Raw genomic sequence first — 17940 nt, 5'->3', positions numbered from 1 at the left:
CGACGCATCGCCTGACGGGCGGACGGAGACTACCGCTGTCGGTCGATCGACGAGCAACGGCGATCGAACGCCCGTCGGAACCGCCGATTCGTCTAGTACGTCCATAACGAAGGCATTCACGAATCGTGATGTGAGCATGCCCGGAGTCAGCGTCCAGCACTCACGATCCCGAGGGCGTTCGGCGTCGATGCGACGAACGCTCGAGGAGTTGTGCTACGTCGAGAACTACACGAGTCGCGTCGTCCGAGAGGCGGAGCCGTGGACGATCGGCACCACCGCGTATCCGTCCTATCCGATCGACGAGTTCGAAACCGACGAGTTCTGGATCTGTCTCGAGGGCCGGATCTACGACGACGCGCCGTCGTCTCGGGCCGAGACGCTCGAGCGAATCGTGACGGCCCTCTTTTCGGACGACGAATCACACTCGTCGGTCCGGGACTGGCTCCGGACGACCGACGGGGAGTTCGTCCTGTACGCCCTCGAGAAAGCGACCGGGCGACTCGCCGTTCTCAACGACGTGTTCGGGCGGCTCCCGGTGTACTACGCGGACCGGGACGGCGGCCCCGTCTTCACGCGCGAGATCGGGTACTTCTTCGAGTCGCCCCTCGATACTCCGGCGTTCGATCGGCACGGGCTCGCACAGACACTCCTCTTCGGGTACACGCTCCGGGATCGGACCCTCTGGAGGGACGTCACGACGATCCCGCCGGGAACGCAGGTCATCGTCGACCCGGACGGAACCGCCTCGTTCAGGTCCGTCGCGGAGTTCGACTTCGACGAGAAACGCCACGCCGACAAGAGCGTCGAAGAAAACGCCAAAAACCTCGCGAAACGCTTCCGGGCGGCCTGCGAGGACCGAAGCGATCCGGATCGAACGAACCTCCTCTCGCTCAGCGGCGGTCACGACTCGAGATCGATCGCGGCCGCGTTCCACGCGTCGGACGTGCCCTGCTCCGCGGCGACGTTCGTCAAGTCGACCCAGGAGACGAGTTCGGACGTCGAGATCGCACGCGAAATCAGCCGGAGCCTGGACGTCGACTGGGAACTGTTCACCGTCGACCCCGTACAGGCGTCGAACGCGGACACGCTCTTGACGATCAAACGGGGACTCAACCATCTCGGTCTCGCGTTCCTGATCGACTTCTTCGAGCAGCTACGGGCCGCCCACGGGTCCGACCTCACGTACTTCACCGGCGACGGCGGAGACAAGACGCTGCCGGACCTCAGTCCCGCCAAGTCACTGTCCTCGTCCGAAGAACTCGTCTCCTACACCATCGCTCGAAACAGCGTGTTCCCGCTCGAGGACGTGGCGGCGATCACCGGCCTCGATCGGGATCAAATCGTCGGTGAAGTGGCGGCGACGTTATCGTCCTATCCGGAGTCGAAGCTGGCGAACAAGTACGTCCACTTCCTCACGCACGAGCGCGGGTTCAGTTGGCTGTTCGAGGGCGAAGACCGGAATCGGTACTACTTCTGGAGTACCTCCCCGTTCTATTCGGCACCGTTTTTCACGTACGCGATGAACGTCCCGGACGAGCAGAAGGCACACAACCGCCTCTATCGGGAGTTCCTCCGAGAACTGTGGCCCCGAGCGATCGAGTTCGACGACGCCGACTTCGGCACGCCGATGGCCTCGCCGCGATACAAACTCGTCCAGTACGGGCTCTCGCTGCTCGGTCGCCATCCCTCCCTCGAGGACATCGCTCGCGTCGTGTACCGCGGGGAAGTCAACTCCCAGTACCACCCGAACGTCGCGCGACTCCTCAGTGACTCGGTTGCCCGGTCGCAGTCGCTCGAGACCTATCTCGACACGGACGTCGTCCGCCGGTTCACGGACGATACCACATCCTGTGATAACCACCAAATATATCTGCTGCTAACGGTCACTGCCGCGATCCTGCTGGCGGAGCGACGGTCCCCGTTTGCCGGTCGCGAGTTACCGCTCGATGCCAGTGCGCTCTCCTGAGCCGCGAGCGTCGCTCTCGATCTCACCGACGACTGTCGAGTTTTCGGGATCGGGTTCTCCCAGGGTCACCGGTCGCGCGCGTTGTACTGGAGGTCGACGGCCGCGTCGCCGCGCAGTCGGAAATCGGCGATATCGCCGTCGAACCAGTAGGCATCGAGCCAGTTGCCGACGCCGCCCCGAACCGTCCCGTTCTCGACGACGTCTTCCTCGTCGATGGAGGCGTTCTGGTAGTCGGACTGGACGACCGCGCCGTCGATCTCGAAGGCGTAGGTCGTCGGCCCGTCGGCGTCGGTGCCGTCGATGACCAGCGCGTGGGGGAACATCTCGTACGCGCCGTACTCGCGGGGATCGATCCGTTCGCCGTCGACGGTGATCATCGCGGTGCCGTCCGTGAACGTCACGTCGGTCAGCGCGCCCGAGAAGCGGTAGGTCTGAGTGCCGTCCGTGATCGAACTCTGGGCGGTCGAGCCCGAGACGGTCGTCGCCTCCGCGGCCGGCTCGTCGTCGGCGACGAGTTCGATCGATCCGTCGACGGTGATCTCGTAGCTCATCGTCGTCCCCTCGCCGCTGACTTCGAGGACGTGGGGGAGCTGTTCGCCGTAGTCGGCGGGATCGACTTCCTCGCCGTTGACCAGTACGGTGCCGGGGCCGTCGACGGTCAGTTCGGCGAGGTCGCCGCTAAAGCGGAAGGCGTCCTTCCAGTCGGCGACGGTTCCGTTCACCGTCGAGCCGTCGATTCGGTCCTCGTCGTCGATCGACGCGCCCGCGGCGGTCGAGCGCTCGACGTCGCCGCCGACCGTGAACTCGTAGCGGGTCACATCCGAGGAACTGCCGTCGACCAGCAGGAGGTTCGAGAGTTGGGACTCGGCGGTATCCTCGTTCGAACCGCTGCTCGAGCTATCGCTCGAACCGCCGGACGCGGCCTCCTCGGGCGTGGTCGGGACGCCGTCGACCTCCTCGGGCCGGGTCCGCCGGGCGGAGCCGGCGAACGAGCCGTCCACGTTGCCGCCCGGGTTGGAGCCGTAGACCTCTTCGATGGTGGCGACGCCGTCGAGCGACCACGCGCCGTTGCCGCCGTAGATATCGCCGATGTTGGCCCCGGAGAAGTCGCAGTTGCGGTACGTCGGGTTGTTGAAATACGCCCAACCGCCGCGGTTCCCGCCGACGGCCACGCAGTTCTCGACGCGGGAGTCGTCGGTCCCGACGCGGAAGCCCGAGGACGAGTGGTTCGACGAGTAGGAGTCCTCGATGACCACCGTACCGCCCGCACCGGGGCTGGGATGCTCCTGTGGGTTGCCCGGGGAGGAGCCGTAGACGGCGTTGCTCGGGTTGTCCTGGTAGTTGAGGTTCCGGACCGTGACCGTCCCTGCGTGCGAGGGCGGGACGAACACGCCGGGGTTCCCGGCGGGGTAGTTCTCAGCGGTCGAGCCGTCGCCGAGATAGACGTTTTCGACGAGAACCTCGCCGTTCGGATCGGTAGCGTAGGCGACGAGCGGGGAGCCGTCGTGACCGTCCCAGACGCCCCGAATCCCGACGTTGCGGATCGTACAGGAGTTGCCCTGCGTGTGAATGAGGTACTCCGCCCCGCTGGCGGTGATGTCGATCAGCTTGTTCCCCCAGGTCTCGCCCTCCTCGAGGCGTTTGGTGAACCGCTCGCCGGCGCTGACTTCGATCACGTCGTAGTCCCCGCTGACGCTCTGTCCCGTCGCGGTCGCCGCGCCGAGAGTCGCCGCCGTGGTGGCGCCGGCCATCGTCAGGTACGATCGTCGGCCAAGTAATGACTCGTTACCGCCGTTCCGTCGGTCGTCGCCGTTCGTCTCGGACGAAGCGTCATCGTCCGGTACCGAAGTGTCGCGTGCCATGCGACCGAAATCGAGTATTATACCCTCATAAGCCTTTCCTAATTTCTGCACATTCTCATACCAAAACACTATTTCGACGAATATAAATTCAAAATATTTTGAATTATTTGCATGTTTGTTATGTATGTCTCGGCTCGAGGAAGGTCTAATCTGAAGAGCAGTAAATAGGTATTACCGGCCGAAACGCGCTTCTCCGGCCGGCTCAGGGAGCCGGTAACACCATATTACCGTAGCGGTGTCGACTGTCGGACGCGGTCCAGTCAGGACACCGACGGAGACCGACCGATCACACGGCGGGTCGCTCGAGGCGACCGCGATCGAAACGCGGCGCTCGAATCGCCACCGATCAACTCAACGCGGACGGCTGGACCTTCGGTCGAAGGATACAGTGTGATCGCTTCAACCCCGCCGACGGCGATCGGGCGGCACCGGAACCGAGAAACCGACCGGTCGCTGGAGCAGATCGCCGAACGGACCGCCAACGAGCGAGACGGTCGCGTCCTAACTCGACTCGAGACGGCAGCAAGAAACCGAGGCGGGGCCGCCGCTGGAGGCGGCTACCGAGACGGCGAAGGGATGCCGGCGACGGGTTCGATTGCGATCACGCCGGCGGAGTCGGTTTCCGACCGTGTCCGGTTCGGGACCGAAACGACGGGATCGCGTTCCCGGTGTCGAAAACAGTGACGAGAGCAGCGCCGGTCCGAGGCGATTGACCGTTCCGCGGAATTGACCGCGGGTCCGAATGCAGTCCGTTACGCCGCCTCGGACTCCCCGCTACTGGTAACGTAGTACAGCGTGAACTCCCCGTTGGACTGAACCCGGTTCACGTTGGGGGAGGCCGTTATTCGATCGAGTTCGCGCTCGGAATATCGCAGCCCCTGGTACGCTATCACCTCGCGTTCGTAATCCGATCGCGTGAGCGCGAGGTACCGATCGCCCTCGTACTCGTTAGAAACCCCGTCCTCGATCACGGACGGAGGGAGACCGTCGTGGGCGTGCATCCGCTGTTCGTTGCCGTTGATCGCGTCGTCGTACCGGTTCGGTCCGTTTCGCAGCCCGATGAACGCGAGATCGGACTGCTGAGTGGCGAAGGCGGACTCGTAGCCGTGCAACTCCTGTTCGCTCACGTGAGGGGACGCTTTGTAGATGTACGGCGAGGGAAAGACGGCCAGCAGCGACAGGACGAGTAAGACGGCGACGGCGACGGCCATCAGCGGTCGCCCGACGGGCGGTCCGCGACCCCCCGATCGTCGCGCCGAGAGCAGCGTCAACAGCCCGTGGATCGCGATCGCCCCGAGGACGGTCACGAACACCATCATCAGTCCGAAGACGCGAAAGTACATCTTCGACCCGCTGGCGAGGAAGTACGCCACGAAGACGGGGCCGAGCGCGACCAGGCCGGCGGCGAGATACGTCGTCTCGAGGCGGAAGCGATCGAGCCACTGCGAACTCAGCCGTCCCGCGACGGCGAAGACGAGGCCGCCGGCGAGCAGCGAGAAGACGAGCGAGGGGAAGAACAGTTTGAAGAAGATCCCCGAGAGGCTCCCCCCGATCGACGCCAACGAGGTGCCCTGGGTCGCGACCGTGTCGCCCGCGCCGCCGCCCGTGCCGAGGACGAACTCGATCACCGAACCGAGGAAGTACTCGGCCGTGCCGGCGAAGAACCCGTAGTTCGAACTCCACACCAGAAAGACGACGGCGAGGAACAGCACCTGTCCGTAGAGGGCGGGGTGTTCGGGGGCGCGGTCGTGATCGGCCCGCCTGGCGAGGAACTGAACGAGCCCGATCGCGACGAAGGCGACGAGCAGATGCGCCGCGAGTTGCGGGTGATAGAGGACGACCGCGGCCGACCCGAGCGCGAACGTGACGCCGACGGCGGAGAACGAGCGTCCGTCCCGATCGGTGCGGAGATACTTCGCGAACAGGTACAGGAGGACCGACGAGAACAACACCGCCTGCGACATCGCGTGTGCCGACAGGTTCATCGAGATCGTCGTGATCGGCAACAGCAGAAACGCCGAGAAGGCGGCGATCGCCACTGCGTTCCAGTCGCGGACGATCACGCCGACACACAGGGGGACGAACAGACAGAACAGCAGGACGGCGAAGAACACGACGAACAGCATCGACCGCGAGAGCGCGATCCCGACCGTCGCGTTGATCAGGACCGTCACCGTGTGGATACCGGGATAGAACAGCTCGAAGGGGAGGAACGTCCCCTCGCTGATACCGCGGGCCCACCCCAGATGGGTCAACGCGTCGTAGTGGCCGTAGAACCGGTAGCCGCGAACGATCGGAAGCCCGACGAAGACAGCCATCACGAGCCCGCCGAGGACGAGCGCTATCGAACGGCTCCACTGGTGCCGGTGTGCCCGCGAGAACGGGACGAACGCGACGGCAAGCGAGACGCTCAGCGCGACCAGCAGCCCCGCCCAGACCGCCCACGGCGTCATCGTGTAGATCGATAGCTCGTAGCCGGTCGCAGGGTTCGTGTGCGCGACGAACGCGCTGGCGCTGACCGCGAGAAAGCCGATCGCGAGTACCAGCTTCCGGATCGGATCGTCGTCGACGGCTGACTGGGAAGACATTCGAACTGCCGAGACGTTGCCCGATCGCGGGCCTTGTTATTCACCGGTTGCCGACTGTAAGTTCGCTCGTACCGTCACCGCGGACCGAACGACGCTCGAGGGCGAGCCCGCCCGGAAGCGGTCACAAGGGGCGCTCACTCGCCGTCGGTGACGTCGACCCAGAAGTAACCGTGGCGGTACGCGTTTTCGGTCGTCGGCGTCTCCGGGACATCCCCGTCGTACAGGAGAACGGTGATCCGGATCGATTCCGCCTCGGCCTCGGGGGACAGCGTGCGATCGGCGTAGGCCGTGCCGCCGGCGTTGACGCTGTAGTCGATGCGCTGTAACTCGTTGCGTTCGACGATCTCGCCGTCCTCGAGGCGTTGTTCCTGGACGACAGCCGTGTAGTCCTCGTCCTCGCCCTCCTGGTTCTCGACGGCGATGACCAGCGGGACGGCCTCGCCGGCTTCGATCTCCGAGGGATAGCCCGACGCGACGAGTTCGCCCGTGTCGTCTTCGGTGAGCAGCCGGAGGCTCGTGTACTGCTCGCCGTCTTGGGGTGCGACGAGCGCGTAGCCGACCGTCGTCACCGCCAGCAGCATACTGATGACGAGAACGACGTTGACGGCGACGTGACGCGTCGACCGGGCGTCGAAGATCGCTGCACGAGCCGCCTCGAGTCGGCGAGCGGGGCGATAGCGGTCGGCGGGCGGGACCGCCAGTCGGCGGGCGATCGCGACGCCGGCCCCGAGCAGGGTGGCTCCCGCAACGGTGTTGACGACGGTCGAGGTGGTGAACCCGAACGGCGTGACGGCGATTACCAGCCCCAACGGCGGGAGGAGGGCGAAGCTCAGTCCGAACGACAGCGCCGCTCGTTCGGTGTCTGACAGGGAAACCGTCTGTCGGAGCAGGGGCCGACCGTCGGCGATCGCGGGCGTCTCCCGCGGGAAGAGCGCGGACAGGACCACGTACCCGGGCGCGAGGAACAACAGCGGGAACCCGACCGCCGCCCGTAGGACCGTCGACGGGGCGTCGACGATCGTCAAGAGGACGGCAGCGACGAGGACGAAACCGGCGATGCCGATCAGATCGATGGGAGCGCCAGCGAGGACGGACTTGCTGCGCCGCCGCAGGGCCGTGACCGGCTGAAATGGCAGGCCTTTCATTGTGATTTATCGACCGCACCATCCTGTCAGCCATTGTTACTGGTCGGTTACCGTGGTGGTCGACGCCGACCGCCGGCACGCGACCCGGCGGCGTCCATCACTGATCGCGGAGCGTCGGCGGACCGTGGGATGCGACTGCTCCCTCGAGTAACGAACCGTCGGAGCGTGTCCGCTCGCTGTCGCTTCCGACGACGGAAACAGGCTGCTTACAAAGTAGCTGTGCGGGGAGCCATCGCTTATGGAACGCCGAGCGACGACCGCCTCGATCGCATGTGAGGGACCGCGGCCATGAGCATCGACGTCCGCGTCGCGACGGAGGACGATCTGGACCGGTGGAACGGGTACGTCGAGCGATCGCCGCAGGGACGGCTCTGTCACGAACTCGAGGCGCTGCGGGTACAGGCCGACCACGCGGACGCGACGCTGCATCCGCTGGTGGGGTTCAAGGGACAGGAGCCGGTGGGGATCTTCCCCGTCTTCGAGATCACCAAGCGGCTCGTGACGACGGCGTTTTCGCCGCCGCCGCGGCTCCGCATCCCCTACCTCGGGCCGGCCTTCCTGAACATGGGGAAGCTGAAACAGCGAAAGCGAGAGCGACGACGACAGCGGTTCATGGACGGCTGCTTCGAGTGGATCGACGCCGAACTGAACCCCAAATACGGCCACGTCCGCACCGCGACGACCTTCGCGGACGCGCGACCGTTCCAGTGGAACGAGTACGACGTGACGCCGTCGTATACCTACGCGGTCGACCTTGATAGGGACGCGGACGACCTCCTCATGTCGTTCAGCAGCGACGCGCGGAGCAACGTTCGCAACGCCGACGACGACGCCTACGAGATCGACGTCGGCGGCCGCGAGGAGATCCGGCTGATCCACGAGCAGGTCCGGAACCGGTACGAGTCCCAGGGGATCGACTTCGACGTACCGCTCGCGTTTGTCCTCGATCTCGCCGAGCGGTCGCCCAACGGTCAGGTCCGCCCGTACACTCTCCGGGTCGACGGCGAGTTCGTCGGCGGCATTCTCGCGCTGGAGTACGGCGACACCGTCGGCCGCTGGCTCGGCGGCGTCCGTACCGACGCCGACGTCGATCTGCCGACCAACGACCTCCTCGACTGGGCGATCATGCGCGACGGGCTCGAGCGCGGCCTCGAGACCTACGACCTCGTCGGTGCCGACACCCGCCGGATCAACCGCTACAAGGCGAAGTTCAACCCCGAATTGCGGAGCTACTACAGCCTCGAGTACGGCTCCTGGGGGGTCAGGCAGGTCGCGTCGCTGTACGATTCGGTCAAGTAACGCCTCGCGGCCGCGGGGGCAGCCGGTATGAAGTCGTTTCGACGGTTATTCGGGGTCGTTACCGGTGACCGGTCGACGATAGAGGAGCCGCTCAGAGCCGGAAAACGAGTCGGTCCATGATAATTTCGTCTATAACGAAGGGTAGAGAGGGGGGACGTCCCCTCGATGGACGACGGATCCTCCCTTCGAACGCTACTCGTCGGTATCGACGCGGCCTGCGATCGGGTCCTCGAGCCGCTGTTCGACGACGACGAGGTACCGACCCTCCAGTCGCTCTACCGGGATGGGGCGAGCGGGCCGCTCGAGTCCCAAATCCCGCCGTGGACCGCGAGCGCCTGGCCGTCGCTGTACACCGGGATGAACCCGGGCAAACACGGCGTCTACGGCTTTCTCTCCTTCGACGGCTACGACTGGGACGTGGTCAACGCGACCGACGTCCGCGAGCGGACGCTGTGGGAACTGCTCGACCGACACGGGATCACGAGCGTCGTCGTCAACGTCCCGGTGACCCACCCGCCCCGCGAGTTCGACGGCGCGCTCATTCCGGGGTACACCGCACCGGAAGACCCAGACTGTCATCCCGCCGGCCTGCTCGCGGACGTGCGGGAATCGATCGGCGAGTACCGGGTCTACCCCGACGAGGACGCCGCCGACCTCGGGAGCGCCTACGCCGACTGCGTGCGGAGCCGCGGCGAGGCGTTCCGGTATCTCGCCGACCGGTTCGACCCCGACTTCGGCTTCCTCGAGTTCCAGGCGACCGACTCGATCTTTCACGAGCGACCCGACGACGACGCAGCGATTCGGGCGATCTACCGCGAGGTCGACCGCCAGCTCAGCGAGACCCTGGCGACGCACGATCCGGACACCGTGATCGTCGCCAGCGACCACGGGATGGGACCGTATGACGGCTACGAGTTCCGGGTCAACGACTATCTCCGTGACCGCGGCGTCGTCGAGACCGAACGCGGCGGCGAGGGAATGCCCACGTGGGCGACGGTTCGGGACGGCAACCTCAAGCAGGGCGACGAGGCCGCGGACTACGAGCCCGGCCTCGCCGAGCGCGCGATGGCGCGGGCCGCGGGGATGGGGCTGACGAGCCAGCGGATCGGTGCCGTCCTCGCACGGCTCGGGATCGACGACTTCGTGGCCGAGTACGCCCCCGCGGGGCTGGTCAACGCGGGCGCGACCCAGGTCGATTTCGCGGCGTCGACTGCCTCCGTCCGCTCGCGGATCGAACTCGGCGTCCGCATCAACCTCGAGGGTCGCGAGCCCGACGGCGTCGTCCCGCAGTCGGAGTACGAGACGGTCCGGTCGCGGCTCATCGGGGAACTGCGGTCGGTCACGACGCCGGACGGAGAGCCGGTCTTCGAGACCGTCGCTCCCCGCGAGGAGTTCTTCCACGGCCCGGAGAGCGATCGTGCCGTCGACGTCGTGACCGTGCCGGCCGACTTCGATCACTTCCTCTCGGCGACGCTACGCGACGAGCAGTTCGGCCCACCGAGCGAGCCGTGGAACCACAAGCTCGAGGGGACCGTCGCGGCCAGCGGCGACGCGATCGATCCCGATGCGGGGGTCGGCCGGCCGCACCTCTTCGACATCGCGCCGACGGTCCTCTCGACGCTGGGCGTTCCGACCGACGAGCGAATGGATGGCGAGGCGCTCCCCTGCGTCGAGCCGCCCGAGACCCGCTCGTATCCCCGGTTCGACGCGGACCCGTCGGTCGAGACCGCCGACGAGGGGGTCGAAAAGCGACTCGCAGATCTGGGGTATCTCGAGTGACTCGGACGGGTCCCGACGCTTACCGGTCGGAGCGAACGAGCCGAAGTCCGGCCTTCGCCGTCGTCCAGACCGGATAGGCCGCGTTGTAGACCGGCGCGGGGGCGTTCCGCGCGCCGGCCCGGAGGAGTCGATCGGACAACGGCGGCTCCGCGGTCGTGATCAGGTCGTCCAGATCGACGCCCTCGAGCCACTCGAAGAAGGCCCGCTCGGCCGGTGAGGTCGGGTCGGTCTCGCGCGCGCGCTCGCGTATGTCGGCCCACATGTGGCGCTCGTCCTGCCCGAGGACCCAGTCGCCGCGCTCGAGCGAGCGCCGGAGGCGGCGATAGTCGGCGTCGGTGAAGGGGTAGCCGTGATCGGTCGGCTCGAGGCCGGCCAGCCGGAGCCCGACTGCGGTCCGATAACATTTCTCGCACCCGCCGCAGTTGCCGTCCATGCGGTCGTTACAGGTCTGAAGCTGTAGCCCCGGGTTCTCGGTGCGGACGTAGTCGGCGATAACGTCGAGTCGCTCCTGGCGGGTGAGTTCGTAGGCGTCGTGGTGACACCGGGTGCCGGCCCACCGGACTCGCTCGTCGATATCGGGACGGGACCCCCACTCGAGGTCGATCCCGTCCCAGTGGGTCGCGGCGACGGAGAGATCCGTCATGCCGCGGGCGTACGCGAGGGGGGCACAGAGCCCGAGCAGTCCCAGCCCGTGGCCGACGGAGCTGTACCAGCCGCCGTCGACGTGGCGCTTGTAGTGGGCCAACAGCATGGGGTGATCGAGGAAAGAGAGCATGTTCGACTCGACGAACGCGGCGTCACAGCCGCGGTCGTCGGCGAACCCCGACACGCGCTCGCGGAGCGCCGCCCACTTGTCGTCGTCGGCCGCGTCGGGGGTGATCGTCCAACCGCGGATCCCGATCAGCGTCGGCGACTCGTCGCGATGGCGGACGTACGAACACGTCGAGTCGACCCCGCCGGTAAAGAGCAGTCCGTGTTCCCCGCCCGGGTCGGGCTCCGGCTCGACGGTTCGACGGGCGTAGAGGTCCCCGCCCTCGAGGAAGTCGTACATCGAACACAGCGACGCCTCGATGTCCTCGAGGGCGCGAGCGAACGTCGCGTCGACCTCGTCGACGTAGACGTCGGCCCCGTTGGCCCACGCGACCGGGCAGACGTGGGCCAGAACTGGGATCGCGAGGATTCCGTCGGGAACGTCCGCGATCGGGACGTCGTAGCTGGCTCGGAAGGGTTCGTCGGTGAAAAACCGCTCGAGGTCGCTCGAGGGGCGGACGGACCACTCGAGCGTGCGTTCGTCGACGGATAGGTCGTCGATGAGAATGGATGACATTCGGAATCGCCTCTCGTCCCGGTCGGACCACGACCGTCTACAAAAGGGGCCGGAACCGTTGATCAGTTCGGGATCGAGAAATCGTTCCGTAGCCGACCGTTCGGAACGGCAGGGTTGCCATACAGGACGGGTGTCGCCACGCGGTCACGACTCGAGCCGGCTCCGAGCGGTCTCGGACGGCGATATCGACGATCTCAGCATCGGCAACGGTCGAACGTTCGTGGATGGGGTCGATTCACACACCTGTTTTCGGCCGTAAGAGACGGATAACAAACGTGGCCAGTGCCGACGACTGACCAATACATGCGTGTCGAGAGCCCGCCGAACGGGCGCGGTGAGAACGCGTGAACCGCTCGCGACTCGACGTGACGCTCGCGGTCGGCTACCTCGCGGTCGCCGCGGGGATCCTCGTCGCGAGAGCCAACCCCGCGACGGCATACGAGTCCTCGGTGTACACCGGCTCGCCGACGGGAGTCTGGGTCGGGTTCGCGCTCGCGCTCGCGATCGCAGTCGGGACGGCGCTTACCTGTCGCGGCCGGCGGCAGGGGCTCGGCATCGCGCTCGGCGCGATGACGGTCACCGCCGTCGCGAGCCTCCCTGTCATCCGGAACTACCACTTCCTCGGAATGGGCGACTCGATGAGCCATCTGGGGTGGACGCGGGACATCGTCGCCGGCGGGACGGCGCCCCACGAACTGTTCTATCCGGGCCTCCACGCGCTCGCATCGGTCTTTCACTTCCTCGGTGGCGTCTCGATCGAGCGCGCGCTCCTGTTCGGCATGGTCGTCCTGTTCGTCCCGTTCCTGCTTTTCGTCCCCCTGACTGTCCGGGAGATGGCCGACAGCGGGCTCGCGGTCGGGCTCGCCGCGATCGTCTCCTGGATGGTCCTGCCGGTCAACAACATCGCGACCCACATGGCCGTCCACACCAACTCGAACGCGCTGTTTCTCGTCCCACCGGTCGTCTTTGCGGTCGTCGCCTATCTCCGCCGCCGGGCGACCGTCGAGCGGCTCCCGCTCGGACTCTCGCCGTTCAGCGTCCTCCTCGCTCTCACCGCGATCGCGCTCTTGCTGGTCCACCCCCAGCAGATGTTCAACGTCGTCATCCTCATCGGTGCGATCACCGCCGTCCAGTACCTCGCCCGCTGGCGGTTCGACGACCATCCGATGCTCGAGCATCCGACCCTGGCGGCACAGACGCTGCTTCTCGGCGGCCTGTTCGGGCTCTGGGCGCTCGGCAACGAGCGGTTCCGGTCGTCGGCGATCGCGCTCGTCTCCGGGCTGCTCACGGACGACACCGGAGCCGGCAACACGGTGAACCAGCGCGGGACGTCACTGACGGAGATCGGCGGCAGCCTGCCCGAACTGTTCGTGAAGCTGTTCCTCGACGCGGCGATCGTCGGCCTCGTCGTGGGCCTGTTCGTGCTGGTCGTCTGGGTCCGCCGTTCGAGTCTCGCGGACGAGCCCCGCGCGTTCGTCAACTACGTCTCGCTCGCGCTCGTCCCGCTCGGCGGCCTCTTCGCGGCCTACTTCCTTGGCACGCCGACGATGGCGTTCCGACAGGTCGGCTTCATCTACGTGTTGCTGACGATCCTCGCCGGGATCGCGCTGGCACAACTCGTCGGCGGGCTTTCGAAGTGGATCACGAGGCCGGGTGCGAACGCCGTCGCGGCGCTCGTCCTCGGCGCCTGTCTCGTCCTCGGGCTGCTCACGATGTTCGCCTCGCCGCTGATCTACAATCCCGGCCAGCACGTAACCCCCGAGATGATGAGCGGCTACGAGGACGGGCTCGAACACGGTGCCAACGGGACGCCGCACGTGGGGATGGGGTACGATCCCTACCGGTACGACCACGGGATCAACGGCCTCGCGGGGAACGACACGCTCAGCAGCGCCTCGGCCGCCACCGGCACGGCCAACGCGACCGTCTTCTCGAGGGGGAACTACAGCGGGGCCTATCCGACCGACGAGTACTACTTCGTCTACACCGAGTGGGACCGGACGAAGGAGATCGAGGTCTACGACCAACTCAACTACCGGCGCGCGGCCCTCGAGGGGATGGATCGGTATCGCGGCGCGAACAAGGTCATCTCGAACGACGAGTTCGAGATGTACGCCGTCCGAGACGCGTAACCGACCGTCGTCGGTCTCGGATCGTCGCTCCGGTGGGTCGCCGAAGCAAGCTAATAAGTTGTTTTCCGCCCGCGCGATCGAGAGACATCGAGGACCGCGAGTCGTGATCGATTCGTCATCGCCCGTCGCGCCTACCGGCGTCGCCTCGAGGCCGTCCCGTCCGCTTTCCCGGCGGGTAATCCGACCGTCGACAACCGTTGAAGCGCCGGTAATACGCTATTACGGCCGAAAACGCGACCGTGTGTCGTCGAAACGGTGGCGTCCGTCCCAGACGGAGACACACGGTTTGATCGGAGAGATCGGGCTCGAGCCGGCCAGTGGCCGCTGTATTCCCGTCTTTCCTGCCGAAAAGAGTTGCTTACCGACCGCCGATTCCTCACGATTACGTTCGTAATTTCGTGAGCGTACAGCGGTATATTGTTCGCGATTCTACAGTGTTAGAAATATAGTCTGTAAATTTAAGCCATACCTCCAAGGAAAAGTTTATGGGTGTAAGTCGGAGTTACGCAAGTGTATGGCGCAGAACCCCCGTACGTCCGACACGGAATCTATGCCGACGACAGGCCGTAACAGCGGATTAACCCGCCGAAACTACGTGCGCTCGCTCGCTGCGGTGGCGACCGCGACGACCGCACTCGGTGGTGTCGGCGCGGCCGCGGCCGAGGACGACTACGAGGTCATCGAAGCCCAGGGACAGACGATCTCCCTCGAGGAGGGCGAGACCTGGGAGAACAAACTCATCGACATGACGACCGGCCAGGACATCGTCGTCACGGCCCACAGCAGCGACTGGACGATCCGGAACGTCGGCTTCAAAGGCGAGAACACCTCCGGCACCGGCTCCGCCACGTTCGGGATTTCAGATACGGGCAACGGCACCAGCACCGTCGAGAACGTCTACCTCGGTGATGGCGCGAGTACGGGCAACACCAACCCGAACGGCCACGGCCAGACGGCCTTCTGGGTCGCCCCGGACCACAACGGTCACATCGACTTCGAGAACGTCAACATCCAGAACTTCTCGGACAACGCGATCTACGGCTCCGCGCCCGGCAACAAGGGCGGCGGCACGATCCACATCGACAGCAGTTTCGCCGCCAACTGTTACGTCTCGCATTTCCGGCTCGGGACGGAGGGCAGCAAGGTCACCAACTCGAGCGTCTACGTCGACACCAACGAGGGCTACGTCGGCCGCGGGATCTGGGCGTGGGCACCCGGCACGGTCGAGGTCGAGGACTGCCAGATCGAGATGAACGGACAGAACACCGCCATCGACGCGGGTGCAAACGGCAATCCGACCGAGGTCGTCGTTACGGACTCCGAGTACGACGACGGGGCCGGCATCGCCGAACACGCCGGCTCGACGGTCAAACTCGGTGACAGCGTAGGGACTGATCCCGAGCCAGTCATTCCCAGCGGCGTTCCGACCTCGCCCGAGGAAGCCGCGTCGGGCGGTTCGGACTGAGCCGCCGACGCCTCTCGTCTCCACATCTCGGCCCCGCTGACGTTTCCGACCCTCCCTATTACCGCCCCGCTGACGCTTTCTCCCCCACCTCCACCGCCGTCCCCGCTGTTTCTACCACACCGCATTCGGTCCTCCCATCCACGTTCCGCCGCTGGAACTCGAGTAATCCGCTATTACTGACCGAGACTGTTCTCGAGCGGGCCCGGAATCGGCTGCCCGTCTCGGTAATAGCTACTTACCGAACCCGTACGTCGAATTTCGAATTTCGTAAAATACGACACGGAACATCACCGAATCTTCTACGAATCGTGCTGTATGTAGTTACAGTCTGTTAATTTTACGCTAGTAGATGGAGAAAGTTTATACAGGTAGTCTCGTATTACCCGATTGCATGGCACGCGACCCTTCGGTATCGGACGGCGAGTCGTCCCCTTCCCCGGACGGGGAGGCGAGCGACGACGGCGGTAAGAACGGATTACTACACCGGCGATCGTACATGAAGTTGGCCGGTGCGACGACGGCGGCGGCGACGCTGACGGGAGCGGCGGCCGCCGCCGGCGACGAGTACGAGACCATCGAGGCCCGCGGACAGACGATCAGGATCGGACGCGGTGAAACCTTCGAGAACAAACTGATCGACCTGACCACCGGCGAAGGCTTCCTGCTCTACGTCGAGGGCGCGAACGCGACGATCCGAAACGTCGGGTTCGAGGGACTGTACCGGGGCGATTCCTTTATGATCTCGATCAAGGCCGGTGTCGGCGACATTCTCGTCGAGAACGTCTACCTCGGCGACGGCGCGACCAAGGAGGGCTCGAGTTTCGTTCACGGCCCCGGTGGCGTCTTCATGCATCCGGAAAACGACGCCGACGTGACGTTCCGGCACTGCAACGTTCAGGGGTTCCCGAACAACGGCTTTTACTGTTCGAATACGCCCTACGGCGGCAGCGTCCGCTTCGAGCGCTGTTTCGGCAAGAACAATGGCGTCACCACGTTCCGGTGTGGCAGCGCCGACGACGAGATCGTCGACTGCGTCGCGTACAACGACGACACCGACTACGGCCCCGGTTACGGCGGCTACGGCGAAACCAGCGGCCGCCCCGTCTGGGTCTGGAACGGCGGGACCGTGACGATCCGCGATTCCCACTTCGCGGCCGGCCCCTACCCCTACGCGCTCGTAGCCGGTGCGAACGGGTCGCCCGGCAGCGTCGACTTCCAAAGCGGCGGCGTCCGCGGCGAGATTCAACGCGCCAGCGGCTCGACGGTCGACGTCGCCAGCGCCGTCTCGAGCGACCCCGACCTCTCGGTCCCCGACGGCGTCCCGACGACGCCCGAGGAAGCCGCGACGGGCGATAGCGATGGCTCGAGTGATCCGACCGCCGGTTCGGCCGGCGAGACGGACAGCGACGGGCTACCGAACCTCCTGCTGGTCGACGGCAGTCCGGCGGACGCGACGCGCTACGAGTTCACGGTCGACGGCGACGTCGAGCGCTCGACCGCCGAGGGCGCGTCGATCGACGACGAGGACCGAATCGACGGCTCGGCGGTCCAGGGCAGCGTCGCCGACTGGAAAGACGCCTTCCGTTTTGCCGGCGATCTCACCGAACTGACCGTCGACGGTCCCGGCTCCGTGCTGGTCAACGGCGAGCAGGTCGACCCCGACGACTACGGTTCGGATCTTCCCCACGTTCTCGAGGTCAGCGGCGACGGGACGGCGACGAGCTACGAGATCACCGTCGACGGGACGATCGAACTCGTCGCCGACGACGAGCCGGCCGCGGAGGCCACGACCGTCTCGGGTTCGACCGTCCAGAGTTCGATCACGGACGGCACCCAGACGTTCCGGTTCTCGGGTGCGGTAACCGACGTGACGTTCTCGGACGGGGCTGCGACGATCACGGTCGACGGCGAACCGATCGACCCCAGCGAGTACGGCGATCACGAGATGCTTCCCCACGCGCTGGTCATCGACGGCACCGACGCCGACGGGCCGACGACCTACGCGTTCGAGGTCGACGGCGCGGTCGTCAGATCGGACTATCGCGACGCCTCGATCGACGACGAGGACGTCGTCGAGAACGGAACCGTCCGCGGCGCGGTCGGCAACTGGCTCGACGCCTACTGGTTCGACGGCGATATCGACGATTTCCGACTGCGCGGCGACGCAGCGGTCGACCTGCAGTACAACGCACGCGACCAATAATTTCGAGTGTTTTCTTACTGGTCGCGAGCGCGCGATCCGCCACAGAACGCGGCGACGGCGGACGCGAGCGGTGGCCGGACCCGTCTCTCGAGACGGCGTGAGAACTGTACGGATCGTCGTCGTATCGAGAAGGCTCCCGCGCCTGGAACAGCTGCTGGCACGCGACTGCTCCGG

At 65.8% G+C, this 17940-nt stretch carries 10 protein-coding genes; 6 read left to right on the top strand and 4 right to left on the bottom strand.

What is annotated here, in order from left to right:
- Nucleotides 1–187 precede the first annotated feature (187 nt).
- On the top strand, nt 188–1966 hold the full coding sequence (locus tag NP511_RS16540; protein WP_049966337.1) for an asparagine synthase-related protein: 1779 nt from the start codon (nt 188–190) through the stop codon (nt 1964–1966).
- A gap of 65 nt (nt 1967–2031) precedes the next feature.
- On the opposite strand, the gene NP511_RS16535 is transcribed toward NP511_RS16540, so the two are convergent.
- From NP511_RS16535 to NP511_RS16525, 3 genes are all read right to left on the bottom strand, one after another.
- A complete protein-coding gene (locus tag NP511_RS16535; protein ID WP_211249115.1) occupies nt 2032–3828 on the bottom strand; it encodes a hypothetical protein in 1797 nt (598 codons plus the stop codon).
- 752 nt (nt 3829–4580) lie between these two features.
- The gene (locus tag NP511_RS16530; RefSeq protein ID WP_049966336.1) at nt 4581–6416 is read right to left on the bottom strand and encodes a hypothetical protein; all 1836 of its coding nucleotides are present in this window, start codon (nt 6414–6416) and stop codon (nt 4581–4583) included.
- Nucleotides 6417–6550: 134 nt separating this feature from the next.
- Nucleotides 6551–7561, bottom strand: coding sequence for a DUF1616 domain-containing protein (locus NP511_RS16525; RefSeq protein ID WP_049966335.1), 1011 nt, complete (start codon nt 7559–7561; stop codon nt 6551–6553).
- 288 nt (nt 7562–7849) lie between these two features.
- Here NP511_RS16525 and NP511_RS16520 point away from each other — a divergent pair, with 288 nt between their 5' ends.
- The gene (locus NP511_RS16520; protein WP_049966334.1) at nt 7850–8860 is read left to right on the top strand and encodes a GNAT family N-acetyltransferase; all 1011 of its coding nucleotides are present in this window, start codon (nt 7850–7852) and stop codon (nt 8858–8860) included.
- 165 nt (nt 8861–9025) lie between these two features.
- Nucleotides 9026–10639 (top strand): alkaline phosphatase family protein, encoded by a 1614-nt coding sequence (locus NP511_RS16515; RefSeq protein ID WP_049966332.1) that lies wholly within the window; start codon nt 9026–9028, stop codon nt 10637–10639.
- A gap of 19 nt (nt 10640–10658) precedes the next feature.
- On the opposite strand, the gene NP511_RS16510 is transcribed toward NP511_RS16515, so the two are convergent.
- Nucleotides 10659–11966: a hypothetical protein gene (locus NP511_RS16510; protein ID WP_049966331.1), complete on the bottom strand. Its 1308-nt coding sequence runs from the start codon at nt 11964–11966 to the stop codon at nt 10659–10661.
- A gap of 344 nt (nt 11967–12310) precedes the next feature.
- On the opposite strand from NP511_RS16510, the gene NP511_RS16505 reads away from it, so the two are divergent.
- The 3 genes from NP511_RS16505 (at nt 12311) to NP511_RS16495 (ending at nt 17766) form a co-directional block, all read left to right on the top strand.
- Nucleotides 12311–14098 (top strand): hypothetical protein, encoded by a 1788-nt coding sequence (locus NP511_RS16505; protein ID WP_049966330.1) that lies wholly within the window; start codon nt 12311–12313, stop codon nt 14096–14098.
- A gap of 514 nt (nt 14099–14612) precedes the next feature.
- Nucleotides 14613–15563 carry a hypothetical protein gene (locus tag NP511_RS16500; RefSeq protein ID WP_084158308.1) on the top strand — a complete coding sequence of 317 codons (951 nt, stop codon included), beginning with the start codon at nt 14613–14615 and terminating at the stop codon, nt 15561–15563.
- 391 nt (nt 15564–15954) lie between these two features.
- The gene (locus NP511_RS16495) at nt 15955–17766 is read left to right on the top strand and encodes a hypothetical protein (protein WP_211249114.1); all 1812 of its coding nucleotides are present in this window, start codon (nt 15955–15957) and stop codon (nt 17764–17766) included.
- Nucleotides 17767–17940 lie beyond the last annotated feature (174 nt).

The organism is Natrinema thermotolerans (assembly GCF_031165565.1).
GTDB lineage: Archaea > Halobacteriota > Halobacteria > Halobacteriales > Natrialbaceae > Natrinema > Natrinema thermotolerans.
This window is presented reverse-complemented; position numbering and strand designations above follow the sequence as displayed.

Bases quoted from the DNA above. Each gene is read 5' to 3' on its own strand.
- NP511_RS16495 (WP_211249114.1), top strand. From the start codon at position 15,955: ATGGCACGCGACCCTTCGGTATCGGACGGCGAGTCGTCCCCTTCCCCG.
- NP511_RS16525 (WP_049966335.1), bottom strand. From the start codon at position 7,561: ATGAAAGGCCTGCCATTTCAGCCGGTCACGGCCCTGCGGCGGCGCAGC.
- NP511_RS16510 (WP_049966331.1), bottom strand. From the start codon at position 11,966: ATGTCATCCATTCTCATCGACGACCTATCCGTCGACGAACGCACGCTC.
- NP511_RS16535 (WP_211249115.1), bottom strand. From the start codon at position 3,828: ATGGCACGCGACACTTCGGTACCGGACGATGACGCTTCGTCCGAGACG.
- NP511_RS16515 (WP_049966332.1), top strand. From the start codon at position 9,026: ATGGACGACGGATCCTCCCTTCGAACGCTACTCGTCGGTATCGACGCG.
- NP511_RS16530 (WP_049966336.1), bottom strand. From the start codon at position 6,416: ATGTCTTCCCAGTCAGCCGTCGACGACGATCCGATCCGGAAGCTGGTA.
- NP511_RS16540 (WP_049966337.1), top strand. From the start codon at position 188: ATGCGACGAACGCTCGAGGAGTTGTGCTACGTCGAGAACTACACGAGT.
- NP511_RS16500 (WP_084158308.1), top strand. From the start codon at position 14,613: ATGGCGCAGAACCCCCGTACGTCCGACACGGAATCTATGCCGACGACA.
- NP511_RS16520 (WP_049966334.1), top strand. From the start codon at position 7,850: ATGAGCATCGACGTCCGCGTCGCGACGGAGGACGATCTGGACCGGTGG.